Origin of the sequence: Asticcacaulis currens, assembly GCF_028550395.1 — a bacterium.
Taxonomy (GTDB): Bacteria; Pseudomonadota; Alphaproteobacteria; order Caulobacterales; family Caulobacteraceae; genus Asticcacaulis; species Asticcacaulis currens.
In genome coordinates this window covers 52,069-65,281 of the sequence record NZ_JAQQKW010000012.1, presented here as the reverse complement: position 1 = coordinate 65,281, position 13,213 = coordinate 52,069, and the positions used below count along the sequence as shown (strand labels likewise).

Here is a 13,213-nt window from a genome sequence, read left to right as displayed (position 1 = left end):
GGTTCAGTCATCTCACGCCGCCGCAATGCGGCCGGCCGTATCGGGGCTGTCCGGCGTGTCGTCGGCGCTGGCCCCGGAGGTGGTCTGGGTCAGGGGCAGGATGATGCTGACCGTGGTACCCTGACCGACGGTGGAATCGACCTCCAGACGTCCCGAGTGCATTTCGATCAGCGACTTGGTGAGGGCAAGGCCGAGGCCGGTGCCTTCCTTGGTGCGCGAGAACTGGTTTTCGATCTGTTCGAACGGACGGGCAAGGCGCTCCATATCCTTTTCGGCGATGCCGATGCCGGTATCGGCGACATAGAGGTGCATGAAACTTTCGGTCGGAACAGCGGACACGGTGATGGTGCCGCCCGACGGCGTAAACTTGATGGCATTGGTCAGGATGTTGAGCAGAACCTGTTTCAGGGCGCGATAATCGGCCTGAATGTCGGGCAGTTGCGGCAGGTGTACGCGCATTTTGAGGCCCGCCTTTTCCGCGCGCTGCCGCACAAGGCGCAGCGTATCGTCCACCACCTCTTCGACCGAAACCGGTTCAAACTTCAGCGTCATCTTGCCCGCTTCGATCTTCGACATGTCGAGAATGTCGTTGATCAGGGCCAGAAGGTGCTGGCCTGAGCTGTGGATGTCGGCGGCATATTCCTTATACCGCGCATGACCCAGCGGTCCGAACATCTCTCCCGCCATGATCTCCGAGAAGCCATTGATGGCGTTGAGCGGCGTGCGCAGTTCGTGGCTCATATTGGCCAGGAATTCCGACTTGGCGTGATTGGCCTGTTCGGCGCGGATCTTGGCCATTTCGTACTTTTTGGCGAGATCGGTCTGGATGCGGCGGCTCTGCTCCAGCTTGTCCACCATGGCCTGAAGCTGTTCCTCGTTGCGCCGGCTCATCTCCTCCTGAATCTTGATGGCGGTGATGTCGGCCCCGGTAACGACCGTGCCGCCTTCAAGGGTGCGGCTCTCGGAAATCTGAATCCAGCGCCCGTCATTCAGCTCGGCCTCGATCACGCCGTCACGCCCGTCGGCCATGGCTTCCTGACGGCGGATGGCGATGGCCATGACCTTTTCGATCAGTTCGCGCGACGTACCAACCTTGAGGAAACGCGGGTCGATATTGAAGGTCTTGCCGAAGACGGCGTTCCAGATGACCAGCTTACCGCGACGGTCCCACAGCACAAAGGCGTCGGAGACCGAGTTGATCGCCCCGGTCAGGCGCGCTTCGGCGCGCTGGGCCCGCGACTGGGCGGCGCGTTCTTCGGAAACGTCCAGCGCCACGCCGGACAGGCGGGTAAAGCCGGTCAGGCCGCGCGGTCCGGTCGCCTGACCCCGCGCATCGACCCAGATGGCGCGTCCGTTCTCGCCAGGCACACGGAAAGAGACGTCGAGCGCACCGTGCCCCTGCGCATTGACCAGCGCCTTGCGCACCGTGTCGCGGTGTTCGGGCGCGATGCGCAGCAGGACTTCGCTGGTGCTGGCCACGCCGCTGCCGCCCCAGCCGAACATGACGCCCGTGACTTCGGACATAAAGACCTGATCGCTTTCGAGATCCCATTCCCAGATGCCGCAGCGTGCCGCTTCGACGGCCAGCCGGTAGCGGGTCTCCTTGGCCTCATACTGACGGGCCGCTTCGGAATTGCGCCGGCTCTGCACGATCAGCAGCAGACCGAACAGCGCGCCGATGATCAGTGGCCCGATAAACAGCGTCGCCGTCGCCAGCCAGTTAAAACTGGCCGCCCCATCGGAGGGCACAAGGTAGAGGGTGGTCAGGCCGTTTTCACCTTCGCGCGCCGCCGCAATACGCACAAAGCCCTTTTCCTCCAGCGTGCCTTCGGTCAGGCGCGCATCATTGGCATTGTCGCGGATCTGTTCCGGCGTCACGGTCAGGGCGATGCGGATGTTTTTCCCGGTCAGGCTGTCGTCCGAAGCCCCGATGATGTCACCGGCGGCGTTGATCAGCAGCACCTGATTGTCGCGCGTATTCTCAGCCGCCCGCAGGGGGTTGTTGAGGCGCGCCACGGCCCGGACGCGTCCGGGGGCCGGGGTCCGCACCAGATAGGAGCGCGCCGTGCGCGTCAGGCGCGACCCGAGGGCCAGGGCGACAAAGCCCTTGTTTTCAGAGCGTGCCGCCTCGGTCAGCAGGCTGGCCTCGTCCTGACCGGCGCGGGCGATAATGCGGCCTTCGGCATCAATGAGGGCCAGCGAGGCTACGGCACCGCCCGACGCCTCAAGCCCGCGCTGCACGGCGGCCTCGGCCGCTTCGGGGCGGGCATCATAGGTGGACAGGGCCCCCTCCATGGCCGCGCGCGCCACCGACACGGTCTTGTCAGCCCGAAGCGCGTTCAGGCGGGCCTGCGCGTAGGCGGCAGCATCGCGCGCCGCGCGTCCGGACGAAAAATCGTTTTGCAGGCGCGCCGAAGAGACACCGGCAAACAGCATCAGCCCCAGGGCGAGGCTGAGGCCGCCCACGCGCATCCACAAGGGCATACGCGGGCTGACCTGCGTCAGCAGGCTCGACTTCAGCGACCGCTCATTTCCAGCGCCCAGCCGGAAGCGGAGGCCGGTTTGGGCCCCACCGCTGTCGGACTGTGACGAAAAAAGCTTCATGCGCGTCGGGCGATCCGGGTAGGGGCTGCGTGAGGGGTGGAAGGGGCGAAGACCGGATTTGATTCGGGTACAACTGAAAAGGTAAACGGGGCGTTAACCCTTTGTCGAGAGTCTTGCGGGACGGAAAGCGGCAGGACTGCGATTGCGCTGTGGGCAAAAAACGCCGCTTTTTGCAGCCGCCTCAGTGGCGGCGTGCGCGCAATGAGGCCCACAGACGTCATACCGCTCTAACCGGCAGCTTTTTCTTCCGCCGGCGGCGCGGCCTCCTTCGCCGGGGGCTTGTGGTCCTCGCTCCACCCTTCGCGGCGTTCCGGTCCCTGATACTTGGCGTCCTGACGACGGCGGCGGTCGGGTCCGAAATAGTTGGCGGTCTTGATAAAGGGGCGCGGCTTGTCGATGACGGCGGCCACCTTGCGGTACAGTTCCAGTGCCGTCACCGGCTTGGCGCAGAATTCATTGACCCCGGCATCGCGCGCCGCCATGACCCGCGAGCGCTCTGAGTGCGCCGTCAGCATGATGATGGGGACGTAGCGGTTGGGGCTGTCGGAGGAGTTGCGCACCATATGGACGAATTCGACCCCGTCGAGCACTTCCATCATGAAGTCCACGATAACGATGTCGATGGCGTCATTGCGCAGGCGCTGAAAGGCATCGCCCGCATCGCGCGCTTCGAACACATGGGTGGCCCCGAACCCGCGCAGAATCGTTTTCACAATGTGGATCATGTGCGTGTTGTCATCCACCACCATGAACCTGACGCGCTCAAGTCCCGCCACTCTCGCCTCCCTTACGCACATACCGGATCGGAGGCCGTTGCGGGCGGCCCCTGTGGACGGTTTTAATCGTCAAAGTTTGTCAATAGGTTAAGCGAATGTTTGCGCTAACCGGCCAGCGCCTTCCCGGCCAGTTCAGCGACATTTTTCGACAGGCCTTCGGTGCCTAAAATCCGTTCCAGTACCGCCTGCATCAGCCCCCTGTGGGGCTCGGCATAGCGTTTGAAACCGCCAAAGGCTTCGATCAGGCGGGCTGCGGTCATCGGATTAAAGCGATCGACGCTGAGGATTTCCTCGGCGATAAAGGCATAGCCTTCGCCGGAGGCGTCGTGGAAAATGGCCGGATTATTGGCGGCGAAGGCCTGCGCCACGGCGCGCCAGCGATTGGGCACCTTGCGGTCGAAATCCGGATGCGTGATCAGGCGACGCACCCGCGAAAGGGTTTCGGGGTGAGGGCAGGCGGCCTGCACGGCGAACCATTTGTCGAGCACCAGCGGTTCGGACTTAAAGCGCGCATAGAAGTCCTCCAGCGCGTCCTGATACGCGGCGCCGTGGATCTGCGACAGGGCCGACAGACCAGCCATCATGTCGGTCATATTGCGGGCGTCGTGGTAGTGCGCTTTGGCGATTTTTTGTTTTGCGCTCAGGGGCTTCGCCGCATCTCGTTCGAGAGGGGCTTCGCCCTCCGGGCGGCGTACAGCCTGCGCTCCCGCTTGGTCGCTAGTCGCTTCGCTCCTATCCGCGTCACTGTCCGGAGCGGCAACGATCAGGTCAAGCAGGGCGTTGCGCAGGGCGCGGCGGCCCGCCGAGGCGGCATCCGGGCTGAAGGTCGTTTCGGCGGGCAGGGCCGCATAGAGGGCTTCGGCATCGGTTTTCAGCGCCGCCGCCAGTTCCGCCTTGAACGCCTTACGCCGGGTATGGATGAAGGCCGGATCGACCGGCGTCAGGCTCTGGGCGAGGTCCATCTCGGTCGGCAGGCCGGTCATCAGCGCCTTGAACGCCGCATCGAGCGTCGGGTCCGTCAGGGTGGCGCGCAGCGCCTCGGCATAGTCGGCGGCGGCCCCGTGCGGATCAAGGATCAGGGCCTTGGCCAGGCTTTGCGCCGCCTCCCAGCGGTTGAACGGGTCGGGGTCGCCGCGGAAGCGCGCAAACCGGTGCGCTTCGGGCTCGGTCAGTGTGAGCTTGACCGGGGCAGAGAAGCCCCGCAGGGCCGAAATAACCGGCGCTTCGGTCACGTCTTCGAGCACCCATTGCGCCCGGGCCTCTGTAAGCACAAAGAGGGCCTCCGGCACCGTTTCGCCCGCGAAGCGGAAAGACAGCGGGGCCCCGGCCCCGGACAACAGGCCCAGCCGCACCGGGATCGGCACCGGCGCCTTATGCGCCTGCGCCGGAGTGGGCGGCGTCATCTGGCTCACCGTCAGCGTAAGGCGTTGCGTGTCGCCATCATAGGTCGCGGAAAGGCTGAGCACGGGTGTGCCGGCCTGGACATACCATTTCAGCCACGGCGAAAAGTCCTGCCCCGTCACCGCTTCGAAGCTGCTCAGGAAGTCTTCCAGCGTCGCCGCCGTTCCGTCATGCGTTTCGAAATAGTGGTCGAGCGCGCGGCGGTAGGTCTCCGCGCCGACGACCGTCTTCAACATGCCGACGATTTCCGCCCCCTTCTCATAGATGGTGGCGGTATAGAAGTTGTCGATTTTCAGATAGGCGGCCGGACGCACCGGGTGGGCCAGTGGCCCGGCATCTTCCGGGAACTGCCGTGCGCGCAGCATCTTGACGTCCTTGATGCGCTGCACGGCGTGGCCGCGCTGATCGCCGGAGAAGCTCTGATCGCGGAAAACGGTGAGGCCTTCCTTCAGGCACAACTGGAACCAGTCGCGGCAGGTGACACGGTTGCCTGACCAGTTGTGGAAATATTCGTGGGCCACGACGCTTTCGATCCGCTCATAATCGAGATCGGTCGCCGTTTGCGCATCGGCCAGCAGCAGCGAGGCGTTAAAGATATTGAGCCCCTTGTTCTCCATCGCCCCGAAATTGAAATCGCGCACGGCCACGATCATAAACAGGTGGAGATCGTATTCGCGGCCGTAGGTCTCTTCGTCCCACCGCATCGAGCGCTTCAGCGCGTCCATGGCATAGGCGGCGCGCGCACTCATGCCCGGATCGACGAATATCTTGAGGTCCACCGTGCGGCCCGACATCGTAACGAAGCGGTCTTCGAGAACGTCCAGTTCGCCGGCAACCAAGGCGAACAGATAGGCCGGCTTGGGGAAGGGGTCTTCCCAGACGGCGTAGTGAAACGTACCCTCCTCGCCACTGTCGATCAGATTGCCGTTGGACAGAAGGCGCGGGAAACCGGCCTTCGGTGCCCGCAGCCGCACTGTATATTTTGACAGCACGTCCGGCCGGTCGGGGAAATAGACGATCTTGCGAAAGCCCTCGGCCTCGCACTGCGTGCAGTAACGGCCGGAGGACATGTATAGCCCTTCCAGCATCTTGTTGTCCTGAGGATTGATCTCGACATCTATCTCAAGCGTGAAGCGATCGGGCACCCCGCTGAGGGTCAGACATTCCGGCGTGAGCGCATAGGCCTCCGGCGCCACCTCGACCCCATCGAGCCGCAGCGTCTTGAGGATCAGCCGTTCGCCCAGCAGGACCAGCGGTGCATCCGCCGCCCCGCGCCGTTCTATGCGATAGGTGGCTTTGACCTGTGTCTGCGTCGGGTGAAGATCAAACGCCAGCCGCGTTTCGGGGATAACGAAATCAGGTGCGCGATAATCGGTCAGACGGATGGGACGGGCGATATCGGTACGGTACATGCGCGCGGCGTCTCGCAAAACAGGAACAAAGGTGACAGCAGCTTAGCCGTCCATCTTTGCATAGTCTTGCAAAAAGCCAATGCCGACGTACCTAAAATTGGGTATGCCGCCCATGCGTTTCCTATTCTGCCGCAGCGGCCCCGACCTCCGGCTCGGCCTGCGCCTCTGCCGGGCGGGCTTGCGCTTCGGGCGGCGGGGTTTCGATCACGCGGCGCAGTTGCTCGAAACGGCGGGCCAGACGCACCAGCGGCTCCGGCAGGGTGGTGCCTTCGCTCTTGACATAGTCGCTCAGTTCGCGCGCCAGACGGAAAAAGCGCGGCGCGGCGGTGATCAGGCGCGCCTGCATCTCGATCAGGGCCGGATCGCGGTCATATTCCGCCCCCGGCACGCGCCACCCGCCCCAGTCATTAGGATCGGTGACGATGACTGGATAGGTGCCCGGATAAGGATGGTGGGCGCAGTCTTCGACCGGTTGCACGCGGTTGCGCGCCCGCATCAGCCGCCACGGCGTGTGGCCCGGCGCGTCGCCGGGTGCCGCCTCGATCTCGGTTTCCGCGGTCAGTTCTTCGGCGCGAAAGTCCCGGCCCAACCCGCAGTCATAGGTGACCCGGATCGGTTCCTCGAACCCCGCGACCCACACCGGCTTTACCTGTTCGATCGTCGCCCAGGTGCCAACGGGTTCGACATAGACGCGTTGATGACGATGAAAAACAGCCTTGGCCATACCGGTTCCTCTGAGGCAAACTGTACGCGGGCGAATTTGTCACATGGCGCGAAGGGGCTCGAACCTTTACGGGAAACGCGCTGACCCTCGACCCTGGTGTCCTGAATCTGAAATTCGCATGCGCTTGATACCGCTCACTGGCGAATTTCCGATTCATCAGGACATTAGCAACTTATTGTATCTCATATCGTTTTTGAATTTGAAGTTCGCCCGGCTTTCGATATCAGACTGAAGCGAACTTCAAATTCACGACACTAGCGCGCAGGGCTTAGCAATTGGTGACGGAGTGCGGTTAAGGCCTGTTAATAGATAAGCATGAGCGATCCGACCTATTCCCCCGCAGAGCTTCGCCGTCTGGTCGAACAATTCTATGAACGGGCGCGTGCCGATGCCCTGCTGGGGCCGGTGTTTGAAGCCGCCGTTGATGACTGGCCCGCGCATTTCGACATGCTGACCGCCTTCTGGAGTATGGTGATGAACGGCCCGCGACCGGACATGCCGGTCTTCAAGGGCCGGCCCCTGCCGAAGCATCTGGCCTTACCGCTGAAACGTCAGCATTTTGACCGCTGGCTGGACCTGTGGGCGGAAACGACGGCAGAGGTATTCGACGCGCCGCGCGCCGAGGCGCTGCGGGAAAAGGCCTGGCGCATCGGTCAGTCGTTTCAGGCGGCGCAGGCGATGAATGAGATATTGCGCTAGATATTTGCCCTAGCCGGACGTGTTACCGTTATCTTCGGATACGGTATATGTTTCAAATAAAACGACTTTTCTTCAATCTTGTCAGACATTTAATTTTATTGCATCACGATCATATGGCAAGCATTTGTAATTGTTCGTCATATTTGTGCGGTGCAAAAATCTGCGCCTGAACGCTCTTGCGGCGCACAAATTTTGCGCTAGGGTGGAGAAATTCCTGCCTGGGGTCTGCCGTTCGCGGCAGGTTTTGTGTGTCCTCAGCCCCGCCCGCCCTGATCCGTCGGCCCCCATCGTCCGGATCGGCCCGCCCGGTCTCCGCACACGCCTCAGGCTGCACCGACACAGATTCAGGAGGCCCGCGATGACCGACGCTATGATCGATCACGTCAAGCAGAACACCGCCATGCTGGAGGGGTTTCTCACCGACGCCGTCAATAGTTTCGGGCGCGGCAGCGTGTTGTCGAAGATCGAGGCCCTGCGCGCCGACAGCGCCGATGTCGATGACCTGAGCGAATCCGAAGCCGCCCACGCGGCGCGTGTCCTGACCTGCCTGTCCACCCTGACCGTCCTGTCCGAGGATGTGGCCAATCTCAAGCGCGTCGAGACCTTTCCCGGTACGCAGGAGGCTATTACGCTTGCCAATGCGGTGCAGCAGGCGCGCGCCAAGGGCTATTCGCAGGCCGAAATCGAAGACACGCTGAACAGTATTCTGGCCTCGCCGGTGTTTACGGCCCACCCGACCGAGATGCGCCGCGCCTCGGTCGTTGAGCGTGAATACGACATCACGCAGTTCCTGTCGGCCTATGAGCGGACAACGCGCGCGTCCGAGCGTAAGGCGCTGGAGGAAGACCTGTTCCGCGCCGTGGCGCTGCTGTTCAATACGCGCCTTAATCGCCCCGAACGGATCACGGTCGCCGACGAGATTCAGAACTCGCTGGGGGCCGTGCGCCGTGCCATCCTGCCGGCGCTGGTTGAGCTTTATGGCGACTGGAACCGCGAGATCGAGCTGGAGGGCGAACTGCCCAACGTTCTGAAACTGGGCTCTTGGATCGGCGGCGACCGCGACGGCCACCCGCACGTCGATGACACGACCATGAATTTCGCCTTCCACAATCAGGCGAAGCTGGTGCTCGACTTCTATTTTCAGCAGCTCGACAAGCTCGATATCGAACTGACCCTGTCCGAGGAACTGGCGCCGGTTACCGACGCGCTGCTGGAGCTGGCGCGCAAATCGTCCGACACCAATGTCCACCGCGTCGATGAGCCGTATCGTCGTGCCATCACCTTTATCAAGACGCGTCTCGCCTCGACCTCTCAGGCTATTCTGAAAATTCCGCACCCGCTGGCCTCGCCGCTGGCCGGAGCCTATGAGACGGCGGAAAACTTCGTGCGCGACCTGCTGATCATCCGCGATTCGCTGATCGAATATGGCGGCAAGCGGCTGGTGGGGCGCACGCTCAAAAGCACCATCCAGATCGCGCGTTCGTGCGGCTTCCACCTGCTATCGCTCGACATGCGGCAAAACTCCGCCGTGCATGAGCGCGTGATTGCCGAACTGTTCGCGCAGTCGTCGGAACTGCTCGACTATAGCTCGCTGTCGGAAAACGAGCGCGTGTCGGCGCTGGTGGCGGAACTGACCAATGACCGCCTGCTGCGCTGGCCCTTCGCCAAATATTCCGATGAGACGCGCCGCGAACTGCGCATTATCGACGCGGCGGCCGAAGTCATCCGCACCTTCGGGCCCGACGCCATCGGGGCCTATGTGGTGTCGATGGCCAAGTCGGTATCGGACATCCTTGAGCCACTGGTCCTGCTGAAACAGGCCGGTCTGGTCTATGGCGGGCCGTCGCCGCACACCATGATCCGTGTGTCGCCCTTGTTTGAAACCATCGAAGACCTTGAGGCGGCGCCCGACATCATGAAGCGCTGGCTGGGCCTGCCGGCCATGCGCTCGCTGATGGGGCGTCCGGCGGTGCAGGAGGTCATGCTCGGCTATTCCGACTCCAACAAGGACGGTGGTTATACGGCTTCGCGCTGGAGCCTGCACAAGGCCTCATCGGCTATCAAGGCGGTGTGCAATCAGAAGGGCGTGGCGCTGCGTCTGTTCCACGGTCGCGGCGGTTCGGTTGGTCGCGGCGGCGGCCCGTCCTTCAACGCCATCATGGCCCAGCCCGAAGGCACGGTCGGCGGTCAGATCCGCGTCACCGAGCAGGGGGAAATGATCGCCCGCAAGTTCGGCAACAAGACCACGGCCGGAAAGACGCTCGATTCCTTCTCGGCGGCGGTCTTCCTCGCCTCCTTGCCGGTCAAGGAGCGCGACGCCCACCACGTCAAGGAGTCCGAGGCCGAGGCGAAATACGGCCCGCTCATGGATAAGCTGTGCAAGGCGTCGTTCGAGGCCTACCGCGCCCTAGTCTATGACGACCCGCACTTCCTCGACTTCTTCCGTTCGGTGACGCCGATTTCGGAGATTTCCGACCTCAAGATCGGTTCGCGCCCGGCCTCACGCACCAAGTCGGGCAAGATCGAGGACCTGCGCGCCATTCCGTGGGTCTTTTCGTGGTCGCAGTCGCGCATGGTTCTGCCGGGCTTCTACGGCTTCAATGCGGCAGTCAAGGCGCTGGGCGTCGATGACCAGACCCTGATCGACATGTGTAACGAATGGGACTTCTTCGAAGTTTTCCTGGCCAATATGGAAATGGCGCTGGCCAAGTCGGATATGGAAATGGCCGCGCTCTATGCCGGCATGGCCTCCGATCCGGTCGAGGCGCAACGCATCTTCGCCACCATCCGTCAGGAACACGAAGAGATGACGGCGCTGGCCAAACGCATCCGCAAGGCGGGCACGCTTCTGTCCACCCATGAGCAGTTGCGCGGCTCGATCGAGCGCTCGCACGCCCTGCTTCAGACGCTCAACCGGATGCAGGTCAAGCTGCTGAAAAAACGTCGCGAAGGCAATAAGCACAAGCTGGTCAAGCTGGCCATGCAACTGACGGTCAATGGCATCGCCTCGGCCCTGCGCAATACGGGGTAGGGCGCGCGGACCGGTCGCGCGATAATACCAATTTAATACCTTGAGGCGCGACCCCGGCCCCTATATACAGCTTCCTGGATCATTATGGTTTCTGGCAGAAACATAATGATCAGGTTTTGTTTTTGCCCCTCGCCGGGCGGTGGCTTCGCCACCTTGGCCGCCGCCTCAATGGCGGCTTGAGCGGAATGATCTAGTAAAAATCATTCCGCTCTAAAGCGTAATTCCCGGCTTGACCCGCAGGCGGGCGCGCGTTATGACAGCGCTGTCAAAAATTTTTTGACGCGCCGTGACGTTTGCGTAATAAGCCGCCTGCTAAAAAGGCCCGACGTCACCTCGCCAAGACCCAGGAACCCTATCGTGAGCTTATCGACTTCTTCCGCGAACCGTAAACCCGTCTTCGTCCTTGTCGGCGGCACTGGCGATCTGGCGCTGCGCATGTTGTGGCCGTCTCTGGCCATGCTGGATCAGGACGGCTTTCTGGACAAGGACCTGCGCATCATCTCGGTGGCGCGTGAGGCGGTGGACCGCCCGGCCTTCGTTGAGCGCGTGCGCGCCGCCGTGCAAAAGCGCATCGGGGTCGATCTCGAAGCGACCACGCTCGATCAGTTCCTGCCGCGCCTCAGCCATATCGCGCTTGATGCCTCCGACCCGCAATGGGGGGCCAAGCTCAAGGCCGAACTGGGCGAGGTCGAGGCGCTCAACGTCGTCTATTTCCTCTCCGTGTCGCCGTCGCTGTTCAAGCCAATCTGTGAGCATCTGGAAAGCGCAGGCCTGAGCAAGGCCCCCAATCGCGTTATCATTGAAAAGCCGCTGGGGCGCGATCTGGCCTCCTCGAAAGTGATCAACGATTCGGTCGCCCACGCCTTTGACGAAGCGCGCACCTTCCGCATCGACCACTATCTGGGCAAGGAGACGGTGCAGAACCTGCTGGCCCTGCGCTTTGCCAACACGGTGTTTGAGCCCCTGTGGAACGCGCAGTCGATCGACCACGTGCAGGTGACCGTTTCCGAAACCGTCGGGACCGGCGATCGTCTGGGCTATTACGACGATTACGGCGCGTTGCGCGACATGGTGCAGAACCACTTGCTGCAACTGGTCTGCCTGCTGGCCATGGAGCCGCCGTCGAACTTCAATGCCGATGCGCTGCGTGACGAAAAGGTCAAGGTGCTGCGCTCCCTGAAACCGATCACCGCCGATACGGTACGCGATGTAACGGCGCGCGGTCAGTACGGTCCGGGCTTTGCCGAGGGCAAGCAGGTGGCGGGTTACGAGGCCGAAAAGGGCTCGCCCTCCAACACTGAAACCTATGTCGCCATCAAGGCCGAAATCGCCAACTGGCGCTGGGCCGGGACGCCCTTCTATCTGCGCACGGGCAAGACCCTGCCGTCGCGCACCACCGAGGTGGTGATCCAGTTCCGCCCGGTGCCGCATTCGATCTTCGGGTCGGCGGCGCAGCCCAACCGTCTGGTCATCCGCCTGCAACCGGACGAAGACATCAAGCTGACGGTGATGAATAAGGCGCCGGGTCTTAGCGCTGACGGTATGCAGCTTCAGCCGCTTGACCTGTCGCTGTCGCTGCAAAGTGCCTTCGACGGTAATGGCGACAAGCCGCCGCGCCGTCGCATCGCCTATGAACGTCTGATCCTCGATGCGCTGAACGGCAACAACGCTGCCTTCGTGCGCCGCGATGAGGTCGAAGCCGCCTGGGCGTGGGTCGATGGTATTTCGGCGGCGTGGGCCGAAGCCTATCCCAAGCCGCAAATCTACCCCGCCGGGACCAATGGTCCGATGAGCGCCTATATGCTGCTCGACCGCGACCATCGGGTGTGGAATGACTGAGGCCCTGGGCATTCACAGCCTGCGCACCTTCGACAGCGCGGCCGAGGCTGAAACCGCCGTGCTGGCGGCCATTGCCGAGGCCCTGTCGGCCGCCATTGCCGAGCGCGGTCAGGCCCTGTGGATCGGGGCGGGGGGCGGTACGCCGAAGCCCGTCTATCAGCAGTTAGATACGCTGGACCTGCCGTGGGACAAGGTGACCCTGTCGCAGGTCGATGAGCGCTTTGTGCCGGTCGATGACGCAGCCTCCAATACGAAGATGATGGCCGAGGCCGCCGCCCCGGTGATCGCCAAAGGGATGCGCTTTGAGACCCTGATCCGTGATCTCAGCGACGCGGGCCGGTGTGCGCAACAGGCCGAGACCCTGCTGCGCGGTTTTAATACCGGCGAACCGCCCGTCTTTGACCTGACTCTGCTGGGCATGGGGCCGGACAAGCACTACGCCTCGATCTTCCCCGGCCATGCGCTCAATGACACGGTCTATGAGACGGACGCGCTGGTCCTGCCGGTCGCTCCGGCCAGCGGCGGCGCAGAGCCAAAACTGCCGCGCATCACATTGACCGTGAAGGCCCTCAACCGTTCCCGCCGGATCGTGCTATATATCACCGGTCAGAAAAAGCGCGACGCGCTCATGGCCGCCATCGCCGATCCCAACCCCGACACCGCGCCCATCGGTGCCTTCCTCGCCCAATGCCCCGTGCCCGTTGACATCGTCTGGTGTCCGTAACGG

8 protein-coding genes are annotated in these 13,213 nt (G+C 62.7%); 4 read left to right on the top strand and 4 right to left on the bottom strand.

Going from position 1 to position 13,213, the window contains the following annotated elements; genetic code table 11:
- Positions 1 to 12 precede the first annotated feature (12 nt).
- The 4 genes from PQU94_RS16335 to PQU94_RS16320 all read right to left on the bottom strand — a co-directional run bounded on the left by PQU94_RS16335 (position 13) and on the right by PQU94_RS16320 (position 6,917).
- A complete protein-coding gene (locus tag PQU94_RS16335) occupies positions 13 to 2,604 on the bottom strand; it encodes a PAS domain-containing sensor histidine kinase (RefSeq protein WP_272742499.1) in 2,592 nt (863 codons plus the stop codon).
- A 227-nt stretch (positions 2,605 to 2,831) separates the two neighbouring features.
- A complete protein-coding gene (locus tag PQU94_RS16330) occupies positions 2,832 to 3,380 on the bottom strand; it encodes a response regulator (RefSeq protein WP_272742498.1) in 549 nt (182 codons plus the stop codon).
- Positions 3,381 to 3,484: 104 nt separating this feature from the next.
- Positions 3,485 to 6,193 (bottom strand): aminopeptidase N, encoded by a 2,709-nt coding sequence (gene pepN / locus PQU94_RS16325; RefSeq protein ID WP_272742497.1) that lies wholly within the window; start codon positions 6,191 to 6,193, stop codon positions 3,485 to 3,487.
- 121 nt (positions 6,194 to 6,314) lie between these two features.
- Positions 6,315 to 6,917 carry a hypothetical protein gene (locus PQU94_RS16320; protein ID WP_272742496.1) on the bottom strand — a complete coding sequence of 201 codons (603 nt, stop codon included), beginning with the start codon at positions 6,915 to 6,917 and terminating at the stop codon, positions 6,315 to 6,317.
- Positions 6,918 to 7,232: 315 nt separating this feature from the next.
- Here PQU94_RS16320 and PQU94_RS16315 point away from each other — a divergent pair, with 315 nt between their 5' ends.
- From PQU94_RS16315 to pgl, 4 genes are all read left to right on the top strand, one after another.
- Positions 7,233 to 7,616: a group III truncated hemoglobin gene (locus PQU94_RS16315; RefSeq protein WP_272742495.1), complete on the top strand. Its 384-nt coding sequence runs from the start codon at positions 7,233 to 7,235 to the stop codon at positions 7,614 to 7,616.
- 358 nt (positions 7,617 to 7,974) lie between these two features.
- Positions 7,975 to 10,647, top strand: a complete 2,673-nt coding sequence (ppc, locus tag PQU94_RS16310) for a phosphoenolpyruvate carboxylase (RefSeq protein ID WP_272742494.1) — start codon at positions 7,975 to 7,977, stop codon at positions 10,645 to 10,647.
- Positions 10,648 to 11,004: 357 nt separating this feature from the next.
- On the top strand, positions 11,005 to 12,486 hold the full coding sequence (gene zwf / locus PQU94_RS16305; protein ID WP_272742493.1) for a glucose-6-phosphate dehydrogenase: 1,482 nt from the start codon (positions 11,005 to 11,007) through the stop codon (positions 12,484 to 12,486).
- Positions 12,479 to 13,210 carry a 6-phosphogluconolactonase gene (pgl, locus tag PQU94_RS16300; protein WP_272742492.1) on the top strand — a complete coding sequence of 244 codons (732 nt, stop codon included), beginning with the start codon at positions 12,479 to 12,481 and terminating at the stop codon, positions 13,208 to 13,210. Before zwf ends, pgl begins: the two co-directional genes overlap by 8 nt.
- Positions 13,211 to 13,213 lie beyond the last annotated feature (3 nt).